The sequence below is a fragment of the Nocardioides luteus genome, assembly GCF_000960475.2.
Lineage (GTDB): Bacteria > Actinomycetota > Actinomycetes > Propionibacteriales > Nocardioidaceae > Nocardioides > Nocardioides luteus_A.
The window spans coordinates 56062-71548 of the sequence record NZ_JZDQ02000030.1; the positions used below are offsets into that span (position 1 = coordinate 56062).

17 protein-coding genes and 2 tRNA genes are annotated in these 15487 nt (G+C 68.7%); 12 read left to right on the forward strand and 7 right to left on the reverse strand.

Annotated elements, in window-relative coordinates:
* Positions 1-94: 94 nt before the first annotated feature.
* On the reverse strand, positions 95-1402 hold the full coding sequence (locus UG56_RS19875; protein WP_256206775.1) for an Nramp family divalent metal transporter: 1308 nt from the start codon (positions 1400-1402) through the stop codon (positions 95-97).
* A 274-nt stretch (positions 1403-1676) separates the two neighbouring features.
* Entirely contained in the window at positions 1677-2591 is a 915-nt protein-coding gene (locus tag UG56_RS19880) for a dihydrodipicolinate synthase family protein (RefSeq protein ID WP_045547054.1), read from the reverse strand.
* A gap of 168 nt (positions 2592-2759) precedes the next feature.
* Here UG56_RS19880 and UG56_RS19885 point away from each other — a divergent pair, with 168 nt between their 5' ends.
* Both UG56_RS19885 and UG56_RS19890 read left to right on the forward strand, forming a co-directional pair.
* Positions 2760-3965 carry a pyridoxal phosphate-dependent aminotransferase gene (locus tag UG56_RS19885; protein ID WP_218145253.1) on the forward strand — a complete coding sequence of 402 codons (1206 nt, stop codon included), beginning with the start codon at positions 2760-2762 and terminating at the stop codon, positions 3963-3965.
* 17 nt (positions 3966-3982) lie between these two features.
* Positions 3983-4564 (forward strand): DUF1349 domain-containing protein, encoded by a 582-nt coding sequence (locus UG56_RS19890; RefSeq protein ID WP_045547056.1) that lies wholly within the window; start codon positions 3983-3985, stop codon positions 4562-4564.
* A 52-nt stretch (positions 4565-4616) separates the two neighbouring features.
* Here UG56_RS19890 and UG56_RS19895 read toward each other — a convergent pair.
* Positions 4617-4692: transfer RNA gene (locus UG56_RS19895), tRNA-Arg, on the reverse strand.
* Positions 4693-4895: 203 nt separating this feature from the next.
* Here UG56_RS19895 and UG56_RS19900 point away from each other — a divergent pair.
* Together UG56_RS19900 and UG56_RS19905 are read left to right on the forward strand one after the other, a co-directional pair.
* Entirely contained in the window at positions 4896-6968 is a 2073-nt protein-coding gene (locus UG56_RS19900; RefSeq protein ID WP_218145254.1) for an LCP family glycopolymer transferase, read from the forward strand.
* Positions 6968-7180 (forward strand): hypothetical protein, encoded by a 213-nt coding sequence (locus tag UG56_RS19905; RefSeq protein ID WP_045547092.1) that lies wholly within the window; start codon positions 6968-6970, stop codon positions 7178-7180. The genes UG56_RS19900 and UG56_RS19905 overlap by 1 nt, the downstream gene beginning before the upstream one ends.
* Before the next feature lie 53 nt (positions 7181-7233).
* Here the strand turns inward: UG56_RS19905 and UG56_RS19910 are convergent, their stop codons facing one another.
* The 4 genes from UG56_RS19910 to UG56_RS19925 all read right to left on the reverse strand — a co-directional run bounded on the left by UG56_RS19910 (position 7234) and on the right by UG56_RS19925 (position 9301).
* Positions 7234-7584 (reverse strand): MscL family protein, encoded by a 351-nt coding sequence (locus UG56_RS19910; RefSeq protein ID WP_045547057.1) that lies wholly within the window; start codon positions 7582-7584, stop codon positions 7234-7236.
* Positions 7585-7650: 66 nt separating this feature from the next.
* Entirely contained in the window at positions 7651-8310 is a 660-nt protein-coding gene (locus tag UG56_RS19915; protein WP_045547058.1) for an SAF domain-containing protein, read from the reverse strand.
* Positions 8311-8411: 101 nt separating this feature from the next.
* Entirely contained in the window at positions 8412-8678 is a 267-nt protein-coding gene (locus UG56_RS19920) for an FmdB family zinc ribbon protein (protein WP_008362776.1), read from the reverse strand.
* A 59-nt stretch (positions 8679-8737) separates the two neighbouring features.
* A complete protein-coding gene (locus UG56_RS19925) occupies positions 8738-9301 on the reverse strand; it encodes a 5-formyltetrahydrofolate cyclo-ligase (protein WP_045547059.1) in 564 nt (187 codons plus the stop codon).
* 77 nt (positions 9302-9378) lie between these two features.
* Here UG56_RS19925 and UG56_RS19930 point away from each other — a divergent pair, with 77 nt between their 5' ends.
* The 8 genes from UG56_RS19930 to UG56_RS19965 all read left to right on the forward strand — a co-directional run bounded on the left by UG56_RS19930 (position 9379) and on the right by UG56_RS19965 (position 15475).
* Entirely contained in the window at positions 9379-10755 is a 1377-nt protein-coding gene (locus UG56_RS19930; RefSeq protein WP_045547060.1) for a UTP--glucose-1-phosphate uridylyltransferase, read from the forward strand.
* Positions 10756-10765: 10 nt separating this feature from the next.
* A complete protein-coding gene (gene glp, locus UG56_RS19935) occupies positions 10766-11974 on the forward strand; it encodes a molybdotransferase-like divisome protein Glp (protein WP_045547061.1) in 1209 nt (402 codons plus the stop codon).
* The gene (moaC, locus tag UG56_RS19940) at positions 11974-12444 is read left to right on the forward strand and encodes a cyclic pyranopterin monophosphate synthase MoaC (protein WP_045547062.1); all 471 of its coding nucleotides are present in this window, start codon (positions 11974-11976) and stop codon (positions 12442-12444) included. Before glp ends, moaC begins: the two co-directional genes overlap by 1 nt.
* The gene (locus UG56_RS19945) at positions 12441-12917 is read left to right on the forward strand and encodes a MogA/MoaB family molybdenum cofactor biosynthesis protein (RefSeq protein WP_045547063.1); all 477 of its coding nucleotides are present in this window, start codon (positions 12441-12443) and stop codon (positions 12915-12917) included. Before moaC ends, UG56_RS19945 begins: the two co-directional genes overlap by 4 nt.
* 9 nt (positions 12918-12926) lie before the next feature.
* Positions 12927-13526, forward strand: a complete 600-nt coding sequence (locus UG56_RS19950) for a GNAT family N-acetyltransferase (RefSeq protein WP_045547064.1) — start codon at positions 12927-12929, stop codon at positions 13524-13526.
* A 101-nt stretch (positions 13527-13627) separates the two neighbouring features.
* Positions 13628-14446 (forward strand): divisome protein SepX/GlpR, encoded by an 819-nt coding sequence (gene sepX, locus UG56_RS19955; protein WP_045547065.1) that lies wholly within the window; start codon positions 13628-13630, stop codon positions 14444-14446.
* 54 nt (positions 14447-14500) lie between these two features.
* Positions 14501-14576: transfer RNA gene (locus tag UG56_RS19960), tRNA-Ala, on the forward strand.
* A 227-nt stretch (positions 14577-14803) separates the two neighbouring features.
* Positions 14804-15475, forward strand: a complete 672-nt coding sequence (locus UG56_RS19965; protein ID WP_045547066.1) for an arsenate reductase/protein-tyrosine-phosphatase family protein — start codon at positions 14804-14806, stop codon at positions 15473-15475.
* The last annotated feature ends 12 nt before the right edge of the window (positions 15476-15487 follow it).

A 15487-nucleotide genomic window follows, 5' to 3' on the forward strand; every position in this document is an offset into this window, starting at 1 on the left:
CGGCGCGAGCATAACCGCATCGGCGGTGTGAGCCTGCGGAGCAGGACGGCCCGGCCGGCAGCAGATGCCGGTCGGGCCGTACGTCCGCCATGGGTCACAAGGTGGCGAGCATGGTGGTGACGGTGTCGATGAGCTGGTAGCACATGGCGATGATGGTGACGAGCCCGACCGCGGCGAGCACGTTCTGCCACCAGTGGTTGCGCAGGGCGCCCATCAGGCGCCGGTTGTTCGCGAGGATCACCAGCAGGACGCCGAGCAGCGGGGCGATGAGGACGGTCATCGCCTGCGCGACGATGATCAGCTGCACCGGCGACGTGCCCGACGCGAGGATGGTGACGCTCGCGCCGAAGGTGAGCACGCCGACGATCCCGATCCGGACTCTGCTGGAGGCGATCTGGTTTCCGAGGCCCAGGCCGTCGGCGAGAAGCGTGCCGCCCGCGGTGGCGTTCGCGATCATGGCGGAGAGGGCGGCGCCGAAGAAGCCGAGGGCGAAGATGGTCCGGCCGATCTCCCCGGCGACGGGCTCGAGGACCGCGGAGAACTGCTCGATCGTGGCTCCTGCCGGTCCGCCCTGGCCGGCGAGCGTCGCCGCGGCCGCGGCGATCACGAGTGCGGTCATCAGGCCGGGAGCGAGGATCCCGGGGATCGTGTCGGCGAACGTCGTGTCCCGGTAGTCCGCGGGCCGAAGGCCACGTTCACGGCTGGCGTACCCGGCGTAGAAGGCGGCGTTGAGGGAGAAGTTCGTGCCGACCAGGGCGACGATGAGGAGTCCGACACCGTGTGGCACGGTGGGAACGACGGCACCTTCGGCGACTCCCATCCAGTCCGGTTTCGTGACGATGGCCGTGACGATGAAGGCGGCCGCCATCAGCGCGACGATGGCGAGCACCAGCTTCTCGATCACCTTGTAGGCGCTGCGGGTGAAGAGGATCGCGACGACGAGGACGCTGCACGCGATGGTCCAGATCACCGGGTTGCCGCCGAGCACGAGCGAGAGGCCGAGGCCGGTGCCCACGGCGTTGCCGACGGAGAAGCACAGGGTGATGCCGAAGACCCCGAGTCCGGCTGCGACGCCGGTGGGCTTTCCGAGCGTCTCCTTGATGGTCGTCACGACGGAACCGCGTGAGGAGATGCCGATGCGGACGCTCATGTCCGCGAAGACGAGCATGAGCACCGTGGAGAGCACGATGACCCAGATCAGGTCGTAGGTGTAGAGACTCCCGGCCTGGACGGCGGAGACGAGATTGCCCGGGCCGAACTGCCACGCGCCGACGATGAAGGCGGGGCCCATCAGCTTGAGCATCTGGAGGACGCCCCGCTTGCGGGGCGGGGAGGCCGGGTGGCGCGAGGCATCGACGGCCTCGGATGAAACGGCGGCTGGTACGGCAGTGGGGTGGGACATGGGAGGGTCCTCTCGTCTCGGCACGTCCCCGACGCCATCGGGTCCGTGCGGAAGAACGCTCACGACGCACTGGCGTCGGGCGGGGGACGGCAGCCGACCGTGACAGTCGCCATGATGCCGTCGATGGTGCTCCGCGAGAAGCCTCTGCCGGAGATGACCGGATGCGGAGCGCGGGGCGGCGAGGTGGATCGCCGTCGATGTGGTGGGGGGTGCCGGCCCGCGCGGATCGCGTCGGGCCGGCCGGTGGTGCGGGAGCCCGTGCTCGAGCTCGGTCTCAGATGATCCCGGCCTGCTTGAGCGCGAGCGAGATCTCGCCCTGGGCCTCGGGCGCCAGCGGCAGCAGCGGCGGACGTACGGCGGCGTGCTCGAGCTTGCCGCGCTCGACGAGGGCGAGCTTGAGCGCGACGGTTCCTTCCATGTGGGATCCGCGGTGGTAGACGTTCTTGGTCACCGGCAGCAGGGCGTCGTGGATGCGGCGGGCCTCGGGATAGTCCTTGGCCTTGCCGGCTGCGATGAACTCGATCAGCAGCTCGGGGGCGATGCCGCCGTAGCCGACGAGCAGACCGTCGACGTCGAAGATGGTGTGCAACAGGTACTCGTCGTGGCAGCTCAGGATCTGCAGGTCGGGGAGCTCCTGGCGGAGGACCGGGATCTCGGTGTCCCAGCGGCGCATGTTGCGTACCCCGTTCTTCGTGGCGAAGACGCCGGGCTGGGCCCCGATCTCGAGCTGCGTCGCCAGGTCGTAGCTCGCCTTGGTCGCGTCGGGGTACTGGAACAGGATCAGCGGGAGCCCGGACTCCTCGTGCACGATGCGGTAGCGCTCCTGAGGGGCGCCCTTCTGGAACCCGAAGCGGAGCCAGCCGTGCGAGGGATAGAGGAGGCCCGCACGAGCGCCGGCCTCCATGGCGCGCTTGGCCTCGAGCCCGGCGACCTTGTCGCCCTCGCCGGTGATGCCGGCGATCACCGGGACGTCTCCGGCGTTCTCCACGGCGACCTCGATGACCCGCACCTGCTCCTCGGGGGTGAGGTAGGTGCCTTCTCCGGCGTGGCCCAGGTAGACGAGGCCGGTGATGCCGGGGATCGAGGCGTACCAACGGGTGAGCGCGGCGAGGGCGTCGTAGTCGACCTCGAGATCGCGGGTGAAGGGTGTGACGGGGGCGGGGGTGAGACCGCGAAGGTCGAGGTTCATGAGCGGGACTCCTCGTGTCTGGATGTGGATGGGAACGTTAGCGGGAACGTTCCCATCCAGGATGTGTGACGGACCTCATATGAGTCAAGGGGGCGAGGAGAACTTTGCTTTGGTGAGGACGCCGTCGCGGCAGCGGTCGGTCTCCGAGGGAGCTCTAGGATCAGCGCCATGACTTCGCCTCGTGACCGTCGCGTCTCCGCCCGAATCGGCGCCATCGCCGAGTCCGCCACCCTCAAGGTCGACGCCAAGGCCAAGGCGCTCAAGGCGGAGGGGCGGCCGGTCATCGGCTTCGGTGCCGGCGAACCCGACTTCCCGACCCCGGACTACGTCGTCGAGGCGGCCGTCGAGGCCGCGCGCGACCCGAAGAACCACCGCTACACGCCTGCGGGCGGGCTGCCGGAGCTCAAGCAGGCGATCGTCGACAAGACCCTGCGCGACTCGGGGCTGGAGATCACGCCGGCGCAGGTGCTGGTGACCAACGGCGGCAAGCAGGCCATCTACGCGGCCTTCGCCACGATGCTCGACCCGGGCGACGAGGTGATCGTGCCGGCGCCCTACTGGACCACCTATCCCGAGTCGATCCAGCTCGCCGGCGGTGTCGCCGTCGAGGTGGTGGCCGACGAGACCCAGGACTACAAGGTCACGGTCGAGCAGCTCGAGGCGGCCCGCACCGAGCGCACCAAGGTGCTCCTCTTCGTCTCCCCGTCGAACCCGACCGGTGCGGTCTACACCGCCGACGAGATCCGGGCCATCGGCGAGTGGGTCGAGGAGCACCAGCTGTGGGTGCTGACCGACGAGATCTACGAGCACCTGCTCTACGACGGCGTCTCGACCGGCTCCCTGCCCGTCCTCTGTCCTGCGCTCCAGGACCACTGCGTCATCGTGAACGGGGTCGCCAAGACGTACGCGATGACCGGCTGGCGGGTCGGCTGGCTGGTCGGTCCCACCGATCTGGTCAAGGCCGCCACCAACCTGCAGAGCCATGCGACCTCCAACGTCTCCAACGTCGCCCAGCGCGCGGCGATCGCGGCGCTGACCGGCGACCTGACCGCCGTCGAGGAGATGAAGGCCGCCTTCGACCGGCGCCGGCAGACGATCGTCGCGATGCTCAACGAGATCGAGGGTGTCTACTGCCCGACCCCCGAAGGCGCGTTCTATGCCTACCCGTCGGTCAAGGGTCTGCTCGGCAAGGAGTACGACGGCACGGTCATCGACACCTCGGCCGACCTGGCGGGCTACATCCTCGACAATGCCGAGGTCGCGGTCGTCCCGGGCGAAGCCTTCGGGACCCCGGGCTACCTGCGGCTCTCCTACGCTCTGGGTGACGACGACCTCGTCGAGGGTGTCGCTCGGCTGCAGAAGCTGTTCTCCTAGACAGCCGCTCGCCTCCCATGAACCACATCGACTGGTCGGCGGGCCGCTGGACGCATGAGCCCGCAGCCACCCGCGTCTCGCCCGAGGGTGTCCTGTACACGACGGCGGTCGAGGGCAGCGACGCCTGGCTGCACACCTCCTACAGCTTCGTGCACGACACCGAGCACGCGCTCCTTGCTCCGTTCGCGCCGGGCTCGGCGATGGAGGTCGAGTTCGGCACCCCGTTCTCCCAGCAGTTCGACCAGGCCGGGATCTTCGTCCGTGCCTCGGACGAGCGCTGGGTCAAGGCCGGGATCGAGTTCGCCGACGGCGTACCCCAGATCGGGGCCGTCGTGACGGACGGCCGATCGGACTGGTCGGCCTCGTCCGCTCCCGCGTGGGGCGGCGCTCGGGTGACCTTCCGGGTCAGCTGGGCGGGTGACGCGCTCACGATCAGGGCACGCAGGGAGGACGCGAGCTGGCAGCTCGTACGCCTGCTCCCCTTCGACGTCGGTGACGAGGTGAGCGCGGGGCCGTTCCTGTGCGCTCCGACGCGCGCGGGACTCGAGGTTCCGTTCTACGACTGGCGGGCGGGGGCGCCGGACGACTCGCTGCACTGAGGGCCTGCCGACGGCGTGGCGCGACCCGTCCGGGCCGGCGCAGGGTGGTTCTTGGTGCCCCAGGCAAGAGTCGAACTTGCGACCTTTCGCTTAGGAGGCGGCTGCTCTATCCACTGAGCTACTGGGGCGTTCGCGGATATCTTGCCATGGTGACGGGTGATACTACGGTTTGGGGTTCGATGCGGTCAGGGGCCAAACTTGGGGCCCTCGCGTAGGTTGAGTCACCGTCGACTCAACCCGAATCCCCCCGAAGACAAGCGACGAGTGACGGTGACATATGCCTGACCCCTCCCTGCCTCCCCGACGTGGGGGTGCGGATTCTGGCTCGGGTGTGTCTGGATTCGAGTGGATGTACGGGGCCGACGAGCCCGCGAACAACGAGTCCGGGGGGACTCGATCCGGGCGTGGGGCCAGGGCAGCTGACGTACCGACCGACCAGCCGTCGGTGGAGCCGGGCGGTGGCCGGCGGGCCGCGCGACCGCAGTCCGAGTTCGTGTCACCACCGCCCCCGGGACCCGGGCCGGGATCGTCGGGCGGTGGCCGTCGGGCCGCGCGTCCGGTCCGTCAGGAGACGACTCGCCCGGAGCCTCCCGTCGTCGATCCGCTGCGCGCCGCGCCGGTGCGGCGTGAGCCGACCCGCGCCGAGCGCTATCAGGCGATGGGCCGGGGGAGCACCGGTTCGTCGCCGACACCTGCCCCGCAGGAATGGAACGATCCGGATGTGACGGCGGTGGCCCCGCTGGTGCGCGAGACACCGCGCCCCGCGCGTCACGTACCTCCGCCCCCGGCTGCCGCCCCGTCCGTCGAGGAGACAGCGGTCGCACCGGCGCCGGAGTGGTATCGCCAGGACCCTCAGCCGGCTCCTCCGGCGGCCAAGATCCCCGACCAGCAGCTCGCGCCCTCAGCAGCCCGGGAGTTCGACTGGAACGACCCCGCCGCGGTCACCGCACCGCCTCGCCCGGCCGAGAGGCCTCGGGCGCGCACCACCTCGCGCGACGAGCTGCACGAGGCTCGTCACGAGGCATATCCGCCCGCGGGGCGGCACGGCGCTGCGTACGCCTCGGGTTATGACGACGAGCCCTACGACGACTATCCGCCTGAGGGTGGCTATGACGAGCCGTACGCCCCCTATCCGGGCGAGGAGCGCGACAGGCCGCGGATCAGCGTGTGGCAGGTTCTGAGCTCGACGCTGCTCGTGCTGGCGCTGCTCGTCGGGCTGTTCACCGTCTACACCTACCGATCGCTGACCGGCAACATCGACACGGTCAGCCTCGGGGAGAAGGCGGCGGATATCGGTCCGAAGGAGCCGATCAACATCTTGGTGATGGGCTCGGACAGCCGCGACTGCAAGGGCTGTGGCGTCGACGGCGCCAGCGGTGGCGGGTCGGACACCAACATCCTCCTGCACCTCTCCGCCAACCGGAAGTTCGCCTACGGCGTCTCCATTCCCCGCGACACGATGGTGGACCGGCCCTCGTGCAAGACCAAGGACGGAAAGACCGCGCCGGCCGATTACGTGCGGTGGAACGCTGCCTATTCGGCTGGTGGCCCGACCTGCACGGTCACCCAGCTCGAGTCTGTCGCCAGCGACCTGTGCGGTGAGAAGTGCGACATCACCGTCAACCATCTCGTGGTGGTCGACTTCGCCAGCTTCAAGGGCATGGTCGACGCCATCGACGGCGTGGACGTCTGTCTTCCGCAAGAGGTCGACGACAAGTACACCGGCGCTCATTTCGACGCCGGCAAGCAGACACTCACAGGCAAACAGGCGCTCAACTACGTGCGTCTGCGGCACGGCCTCGGTGATGGCGGGGACCTCGACCGGTCCAAGAGGCAGCAGGCGTTCATCGGGTCGATGGCGGCCAAGCTGCTCTCCGGCGACACGCTGTCCAGTCCGACGAAGGTGCTCGGCTTCCTGAACGCCGCGACCAAGGGCCTGACGATGGACGAGGGCCTCAAGGACAACCTCGACACCATGGCGAAGATCGGCTCCGGGTTCCAGAGCATCGGGATGGAGAACATCAAGTTCCTCACCATCCCGACGTTGCCCGACCCTGAGAATCCCGAGGCCACGGTTGTGCTCGACGAGGAGAAGGCCAGGAACGTCTTCAAGGCCATCGCCAACGACAAGCCGCTGACCAAGAAGATCGCTGCCGGTGCGCTGGACGCCGGGCAGGCTGCCGGTAAGAAGAGCAAGGGCTCGGGCGACGCAGCCTCCGACAGCGGCCCGACCGACGGCGCAACCGATGGTGAGACCGCTGGGTCGACGTCCACTGACGAGGCCGATTCCGGTGAATCGGCGGACACCGGCTCGGACGGTGCCAGCAGCGGCGCTTCCGAGGAGGAGCTCGCCCAGATCGCCGAAGAGGCAAAGGCGGCACGCGAGCGAGCGGGGCTGTGCTGATGGCCGAGGACACCTCGCCTGAGGTTCCAGAGCCGGAGGAGTCCAAGGAGCCGGAGTGGAAGCGCAAGCAGCGGCTGGCGCGGATCTTCGGTGACGAGCTCCCCAAGACGACCCGGGACGAGCGGGAGCCGTCGGGGGAGTCGGGGGAGTCGGGGGAATCGGCGTCGGATCGATGGCTGAAATCGCAGGTGCCGCCTCACCACGGTGGGTGAGACGGCACCTTCCGAAGCGGAGCCCGAGGCAATCCGTTCTGGTGCGACGTACGTCAGCGGGCGCTGAGGCTGTCGCGGATCTGCTTGAGGATGTCGATCTCGGTCTCGCCCGGGTCGGGGTCCGGGAAGAAGCGCTCCTTGGCGTGGGTGTAGGGCTTCACGATGAGGAAGTAGACGACCGTGGCCAAGATGAGGAACGCGATCACAGCAGTCAGCCATGCGCCGAGGCTGATGCCGCCCGGCTCGTAGTTCGAGAAGTCGGGCGTGCCGCCGATCTTGCCGAGCAGGTCCATGATGATGTCAACCGTCGCGGTCACGACCGTGGCGAACGCGCCGCCCATGATGAAGGCGACCGCGAGTTTGATCAGGTCGCCCTGGAGCAGGAACTTCTTGAAACCGTCCATGTCTTGCGTTTCTCCTGTTGCTGATTGTGTGAGGTGAAGGAGACCCAGGATGCGGCGCGATGATGGTCAGTACGCGAAGGTGAGGTAGCCACTCACCCCTGCGGACGTGACGTCCTCGACGCTGCTCGCGGCGACTCCGACGATGACCAGACGCCCCGCCGAAATGTTCGTGACGCCAAACCCTTCGGTCTTTCCTTGTGCGGAAGAATCATCCCGGTTCGGCTCGGTGGCCTGAGGGAGGCTGAGGATCAGCGTGTCGGTGGTGACCTGGGCGGTCTCGGCGGTGGCGGGGTCGGTGGCGTAGAGGTCCACGGTGTCGCCGACGTGGAGCAGGCCGGCCATCTCGGCGTCGGGGAGCCGGACCGGCACGGCCACCAGGCCGGGGTGTCCCTCGGTCAGCTCCGGCCCCACGAGACGTACGTCGGTGACCGGCTCGCCCCGCCGCAGCGGAGCCGCGAGCCGCTCACCGAGCGGTGCGTCGGCGAGGTCGGCGGGGATGCTGTCGGGATCGGTCTCGACGTCGGTCAGGTCGGCAGCGGTGAGCACGGTGCCGACCGGCAGATCTCGGGACGCGACCGCCATCGTCGTGGTGTCAGGTGGGTCCGGCCGGGTGGCCGAGATCCCGATCGCGACCGCGGAGGCGGTCAGCAGGAACGCGAGCAGGCGTCGGTGGGCGAGGATGCCGCGGCGTGCGCGGCGGGTGAAGGACGTGATTCGAGTGAACATGCGGGCACGCTAGGTCGCCCTCGCGTTTCCCGCATCTCGCTATCCACAGCCCCGCTGAGGATGTGGATTACCCTGTGGATAACCCGTAGTTGCGGGCGGTCTCAGTCCGAGGAGCCGGAGGCCGCGGGCGCCGGCGAGGAGGTGCTCGAGGACGACGTCGAGGACGTGGACGACGTCGACGAGGACGAACCGGAGCGGGAGTCGGTGCGGTAGAAGCCGGAGCCCTTGAAGACGACGCCGGCGGCGCTGAAGACCTTGCGCAGCTTGCCGCCGCATTCGGGGCACTCGGTCAGCGAGGCGTCGCTGAAGCTCTGGAACTGGTCGAAGGCGTGGCCGCACTCGGTGCAGGCGTACTGATAGGTGGGCACGTTTCTCCTAGAACAGAATCTGGCACTCGGCGGGTGCGACTGCCAATATTAGCGAACGCCTAGGAGAAGCGCTGCATTCCCTCCGCGCTCGCGGCCGCTCCGACAGCCCGGTCGTGCTCCTCCACCGGCACGGGAACCCCGATCTCCCACGGATAGAGAAGCGCGCAGGTAAAGGTTCCGGCCGGCACCCGCGCCAGGATGCGGTCGTAGGAGCCACCGCCCCGGCCCATCCGATGGCCCTGTGAGTCGACGGCCAGCCCGGGGACGAGCACGACGTCCGCGCCGGCGATCGCCGAGACCCCCAGACGCTCCCCGCCGGGCTCCAGCAGCCCCCGGGGCGCCCGGACCAGCTCTCCGTCGTAGACGGCCCAGTCCAGGTCGTTGTCCGGCAGCAGGCAGGGAAGGAGGATGCGTTTCCCGGCCGCGTCCAGCTCGTCGATAAGAGGTCCTGTGCCCGGTTCGCTGCCGATCGAGACGTAGAGCGCAACCGTGGCGGCGCTGCGGACGTCTGGAATATCGGTGACCACCTGCGCAAGGGAGCGGGCGAGCGAGCCGAGCCGGGGGAGCCCGATGCGCCCCCGGGTAGTCAGCAGCTGGTCACGTAAGGCAGTCTTGCGCCCCACGAAGTCAGCGGGGGCTGGACCTTCAGAACCCGGAGGGGTGTGTGAACCCGACACAACGACAGCCTAGGCTTTCCTTTATGGGTAGCCCAGGTTTGGCCAAGGCAATGGCGAAGATGCGCGACGCCGGCGTGGAAGACGTCGCGGTGCAGACATTCGCACATTACTACCGCCAGCTCGAGCACGGGGAGACCGGGATGATCCCGGAGGACACGATCGAGCCGGTCGACATCCCGTCGATCAGCGATGCCGTGGTCAGCGACGAAGAGGCGCACGCCGCCATCTCGACCACCGCGGTGATCAAGCTCAACGGCGGCCTCGGCACCTCGATGGGCATGGACCGCGCCAAGTCGCTGCTGTGCGTGCGCAAGGGCCTCAGCTTCCTGGACGTGATCGCCCGCCAGATCCTGCACATGCGGAAGAAGTACGACGTACGTCTCCCGCTGCTGCTGATGAACTCCTTCCGCACCTCCGAGGACAGCCTGGCCGCGCTCGAGCGCTACCAGGACCTGCCGGTCGAGGGTCTGCCGCTGGAGTTCCTGCAGAACCGCGAGCCGCGTCTGCTCGTCGACGACCTGACCCCGGTCGAGTGGCCCAAGGACCCCGAGCTCGAGTGGTGCCCGCCCGGACACGGCGACATCTACACCGCCCTGCTCGACACCGGGCTCCTCGACCTGCTCATCGAGCAGGGCTACGAGCGCGTCTTCGTCTCCAACTCCGACAACCTCGGCGCCGTCCCCGACGAGAAGGTCGCCGGCTGGTTCGCGAAGAGCGGAGCGCCCTTCGCGATCGAGGCCGTACGCCGCACCCCGAGCGACCGCAAGGGCGGTCACTTCGCGCGCCGCAAGTCCGACGGTCGTCTCATCCTGCGTGAGACCGCGCAGACCCGCGACGAGGACAAGGTGGCGCTGCAGGACCTGAGCCGCCACAAGTACTGCTCGACCAACAACATCTGGTTCGACCTCAAGGCGCTCAAGAAGGTCCTCGACGAGCGCGACGGCATCCTCGGTCTGCCGCTGATCCGCAACGAGAAGACCGTCGACCCCTCCGACCCGAAGACCCCGAAGGTCGTCCAGATCGAGACCGCCATGGGTGCCGCGATCGAGGTCTTCGAGGGCTCCCAGCTGATCGAGGTCGGCCGCGACCGGTTCGTGCCGGTCAAGACGACCAACGACCTGCTGGTCCTGCGCTCCGACGTCTACGACATCGGCGAGGACTTCGTGCTCGACCAGATCGCCGACGAGGTGCCGTTCATCGACCTGGACGGCGACTACTACAAGTACGTCGCCAACTTCGACGAGCGCTTCCCCGAGGGCGCCCCGTCGCTGCGGAAGGCGTCCTCGCTGACCGTCAACGGCGACTGGACCTTCGGCAAGGGCGTGCAGGTCATCGGCGCGGTCGAGCTCGACGGCGCCAACGCCGAACGCGTCGCGCCCGCCACCGTCCTGTCCGACTAGTGTTGGCGGGGTGACCCCCGCCGAATACCGCCAGCGAATCCTGGCCGAGCTCGAGCCGATGCCGGCCTACCCGCAGCCCTTGATGGACTGTCTCGGGCTGGCGGTGGCCGAGGACATCCATGCCGAGGTCGCCCTACCGGGCTTCGACAACTCCTCGATGGACGGCTACGCGGTCCGCTACGCCGATGTCACGACGGCCTCGGCCGAGACGCCGGTACGGCTGCCCGTGCTCGGCGAGATCGGCGCCGGACAGGCTTCGCTGCTGGCGCTGCCGCCGGGTGCGGCGGCGAAGATCATGACGGGCGCGCCGTTGCCGGCGGGGGCCGACACGGTGGTGCCGTACGAATGGACCGACCGGGGTGTCGCCGAGGTCGAGATCCGGAAGACGCCCGAGGAGGCTCAGCACGTCCGCTACGCCGGTGAGGACGTCGCCAAGGGCGACCTGCTCATCCCCGCGGGCACCGTCCTCGGCCCGCGCCATCTGGGCCTGATCGCCTCCGTCGGGCGTGCCCAGGTGGCGGTGCGTCCGCGGCCCCGGGTCGTGGTGCTCTCGACCGGCACCGAGCTGCGCGAGCCCGGTGAGACCCTGGGTCACGACTCGATCTACGACGGCAACTCCTTCCTCCTGGCCGCCGCCGCCCGCCGGGCCGGCGCGATCGCCTACCGCGTCGGGATCGTCCCCGACGAGCCGCGTGCCTTCATGACCGCGCTCTCCGACCAGCTCGTCCGCGCCGACCTGGTGGTCACCTCCGGCGGCGTCTCGATGGGCGACTACGACGTGGTCAAGGAGGCACTGACGCCGGAGGGTGTCTGGTTCGGCCCCGTGAACATGCAGCCCGGCAAGCCCCAGGGCTTCGGCCGGATCGGGGAGGAGCGGGTGCCCGTCTTGTGCCTGCCGGGCAACCCGGTCTCCTCGTTCGTCTCCTTCGAGCTCTTCGTGCTCCCCGCGCTGCGCCGGCTGATGGGCATGACCCCCGAGGCCCGCCCCGTACGCCGCGCCGCCCTCACCCACCCGGTGCGCTCCCCGAAGGGCAAGGAGCAGTATCTCCGCGGCTGGTACGACGGCTCCCGCGCCGGCGTCTCGCCCATCGGCGGGCCGGGGTCCCACCTGATCGGCGACCTGGCCGGCGCGAACTGCCTGATCGTCATCCCGCCGGACACGACAGCGCTGGACAAGGACGCCGAGGTGGACGTGATCGAGCTGGACGTGGAGTTCTGATGGCCGACCGACTCACCCACGTCGACGAGACCGGCGCGGCCCGGATGGTCGACGTCTCCGAGAAGGCGGTCACCACCCGCACCGCGACCGCGTCCGGGCGGGTGCTGGTCTCTGCCGAGGTCATCGAGCTGCTCCGCGGCGAGGGCGTACCCAAGGGTGATGCACTCGCCGTAGCCCGCATCGCCGGGATCATGGGCGCGAAGAAGACGCCCGACCTGATCCCGCTGTGCCACCCGCTGGCGGTCTCGGGCGTCAAGGTCGAGCTGAGCGTCGCCGACGACGCCGTCGAGATCACCGCGACCGTGAAGACCACCGATCGCACCGGTGTCGAGATGGAGGCGCTGACCGCGGTCGCCGTCGCCGGCCTCACCGTGGTCGACATGATCAAGGCGGTCGACAAGCGAGCGGTCATCACCGATGTCCGGGTCGAGACGAAGACCGGCGGGAAGTCGGGAGACTTCACCCGATGAGTCTGAAAGCGACCGTCGTCGTCGCCTCCAACCGCGCCTCGGCGGGTGTCTACGAGGACACCACCGGACCGCTCCTGGTCGCCTTCCTGGAAGAGCTCGGTTTCGTGGTCGGCCCTCCCGAGGTCGTACGCGACGGCGACCCGGTCGGCGAGGTGATCGCCCGCGCGGCGGCGGAGGGAGCGCGGGTCGTCCTCACCACCGGAGGCACGGGGCTGACGCCCACCGACCGCACCCCCGAGGTCACCCGGCCGCTGCTCGACCGCGAGATCCCGGGCATCGCCGAGGGCATCCGGGCGGCCGGAGTGGCGAAGGGGATCCCGACGGCGCTACTGTCCCGCGGTCTGGCCGGTCAGATCGGAGCGTGCGTGGTGGTGAACCTTCCCGGGTCCCGGGGTGGCGTGAAGGATGCGATCGACGTACTGCGTCCGGTGCTGCCCCACGCCGTGGAGCAGTCGGTCGGCAGTGATCACTGAGGACCATCGATGACCGATCCCGGCTGGCCCGCCGTCCTGTCCCACGGCGCGGTGACCGTACGCCCTCTCGACCGCACCGACGCCAAGGCCTGGACCGACGCGCGCCGTCGTTCGGCGGCTTGGCTCCACCAGTGGGACGCGACCGTGCCCCCGGGTTCGACCGCCCGGCCGACGACCTTCGCCAGCCTCGTACGTCGTCTTCGGCGTCAGGCCAAGCGCGGGGTGACCTATCCGTTCGCGATCGACGTCGACGGTGTCTTCGCTGGTCAGGTGACGGTCAACAACATCGTGCGCGGCTCGGCGCAGTTCGCCTCGATCGGCTACTGGATCGACCAGGGCTTCGCCGGCCGCGGCGTGATGCCGCTGGCGGTGGCGCTGGTCATCGACCACTGCTTCACTACCGCGCGGCTGCACCGGGTCGAGATCTGCATCCGTCCGGAGAACTCCAACTCGCTGCGTGTCGTGGAGAAGCTGGGGATCAACGAGATCGGATATGCGCCCCGGTTCCTGCACATCGACGGTGCCTGGCGGGATCACCGAATCTTCGCGATAACGGTCGAGGAATGTCACCAAGGAATGCTGGCCAGACTGGGTTTGTCACCTGAATGAGGCATTGACGTCGGCGTGTCCTTCTGAAATCACACAAGTCACACGCGACACACCACTGCACGTCCGCCTACGGGCTGGTAATGGCTCCTACGCTTCTTGACGTGGACCCGAGCGCACTCATCTTCGTCGCCCTCGCCGTGGCGTGGGCGGTGTACTTGGTGCCCAAAGCGCTCGAACAGACAGCGACGGCCGAGGACGGGACGAAGAGCCGGGCCGGCGCCGCCATCTCCAAGTCCCGTCGGATCCTCGCACGACGAGAGGCCACCGGCAAGGACTCCACCGACCTGGTGACCGAGAAGTCGTCGAAGAAGTCCGAAGTCGCGGCTGAGGGCGACCAGGGACGTGCTCCACGACCCGTCCCGATGGCCGTACGCCGCCGGGCGGCTCGCGCCGCGGCCAAACGCCGTTCGATCGTCCTGGGAGTTCTGGTCCTAGGCTTGGCTGTGGTCGGCGCACTTGCCGGCTTCGGTGTCTTCGGCCCGGTCTGGATCGCGATCCCGGCCGGGCTCGTTGTCGCCTGGCTGGTCACCTGCCGGATCAGCGTGCGCCACCAGCGCGAGGTCTGGGCACGGATCCCGTTCCCCGAGGACATCCCCGAGCCGGAGCCCGTCGCCCCGCCCCGGGTCACCTTCGACATCGACCAGGACACCGGCGATCTGGTCGCCGTCGTCGAGCACGACGACACCGGTGAGCAGCTCCCCGCGGGCTCCTGGAAGCCGGTGGAGACCCCGCTGCCGACGTACGTCTCCAAGGAGGCGGCGCCGCGCCGCACCGTGCGCACCATCGACCTGGACGCCACCGGCGTGTGGAGCTCGGGGCGCAACGCCGCCGACTCGGAGCTGGTCCGCCAGGCCGAGGAGGCCGAGCGTGCCGCGGCTTCGGCCGCCGAAGAGGCGCGTGGCCGCGCCACGGGCTCCTGAAGCCCTCCTGATTGGGTAACACCCGCGACGAGGTGCTAACGTTTCTCATCGCTTGGGGCTGTGGCGCAGTTGGTAGCGCGTCTCGTTCGCAATGAGAAGGCCAGGGGTTCGAATCCCCTCAGCTCCACCAGGTGAAAACCCGGTCTCAGTAGGCAATTCGTTGCTGAACGGCCCGGGTTTTCTTCATTTCGCACGGCGGTCCCTTCGCCTGTCGTCTCGTGTGCATCCCGGACGGTTCTGCGCGATCTGAGTCGCTGTCGCAGCGTCGATCCGCGGACGACGTGAAATCGGTCATTTGATCGTTATTTCCCTCGGATCCCTTGACTCGCCGCCAATCGCTCAGTAATCATTGACTCAATGGACGTTGAGCAACAAGACGAACTGGAACGTCGAGCCACAGTGCATGCAGCGCTCGGCGATCCGGTGCGACTTCGGATTGTTGACATCCTCCAGACAAGTGATGCCTCCCCCACAGAGATCGCCGGGATGCTGGCTGTCCCGTCGAACCTGTTTGCCCACCACGTCCAGACGCTGGTGAGCGCAGGCGTCGTGTCCCGTCACAGTTCCGAGGGCGACGGGAGACGTACGTATCTCCATCTCGAACAGGACACGTTCGAGAGCTTGGGCACCGGATCCCCCCGTCCGGTGCCCAAGCGAGTCCTGTTCGTGTGCACGGGCAACACCGCACGCTCGCACCTGGCCGCCGCTCTGTGGCGCCAGGTCAGCCCGATCCCGGCAGCTTCGGCCGGCACCCATCCCGCCGACCGGATCAACCCGGGAACGATCGACGTCGCGACCCGCCGCGAGCTGGACCTCCCCATCGTCGAGCCGCGGCGGGTCGAGGACGTACTTGATCCTGACGATCTCGTGGTCACCGTGTGTGACCGCGCCCATGAGGCGCCGAAGGTCCCTGGGGAGCTGCACTGGTCGATCCCCGACCCGGTCGGCAACGGCGCCGAGGCCTTCGACACCGCGTACGACGAGCTCGAGCGCCGCATCAGAGCGCTCGCGTCCCGCCTTCATCCCTGAGCCTTCCCCCAC

Excerpts from the sequence above, each read along its gene's own strand:
- UG56_RS19875 (WP_256206775.1), bottom strand. The coding sequence starts at position 1,402 with ATGTCCCACCCCACTGCCGTACCAGCCGCCGTTTCATCCGAGGCCGTC.
- UG56_RS19880 (WP_045547054.1), bottom strand. The coding sequence starts at position 2,591 with ATGAACCTCGACCTTCGCGGTCTCACCCCCGCCCCCGTCACACCCTTC.
- UG56_RS19885 (WP_218145253.1), top strand. The coding sequence starts at position 2,760 with ATGACTTCGCCTCGTGACCGTCGCGTCTCCGCCCGAATCGGCGCCATC.
- UG56_RS19890 (WP_045547056.1), top strand. The coding sequence starts at position 3,983 with ATGAACCACATCGACTGGTCGGCGGGCCGCTGGACGCATGAGCCCGCA.
- UG56_RS19905 (WP_045547092.1), top strand. The coding sequence starts at position 6,968 with ATGGCCGAGGACACCTCGCCTGAGGTTCCAGAGCCGGAGGAGTCCAAG.
- UG56_RS19910 (WP_045547057.1), bottom strand. The coding sequence starts at position 7,584 with ATGGACGGTTTCAAGAAGTTCCTGCTCCAGGGCGACCTGATCAAACTC.
- UG56_RS19915 (WP_045547058.1), bottom strand. The coding sequence starts at position 8,310 with ATGTTCACTCGAATCACGTCCTTCACCCGCCGCGCACGCCGCGGCATC.
- UG56_RS19930 (WP_045547060.1), top strand. The coding sequence starts at position 9,379 with ATGGGTAGCCCAGGTTTGGCCAAGGCAATGGCGAAGATGCGCGACGCC.
- moaC (WP_045547062.1), top strand. The coding sequence starts at position 11,974 with ATGGCCGACCGACTCACCCACGTCGACGAGACCGGCGCGGCCCGGATG.
- UG56_RS19945 (WP_045547063.1), top strand. The coding sequence starts at position 12,441 with ATGAGTCTGAAAGCGACCGTCGTCGTCGCCTCCAACCGCGCCTCGGCG.
- UG56_RS19950 (WP_045547064.1), top strand. The coding sequence starts at position 12,927 with ATGACCGATCCCGGCTGGCCCGCCGTCCTGTCCCACGGCGCGGTGACC.
- UG56_RS19965 (WP_045547066.1), top strand. The coding sequence starts at position 14,804 with ATGGACGTTGAGCAACAAGACGAACTGGAACGTCGAGCCACAGTGCAT.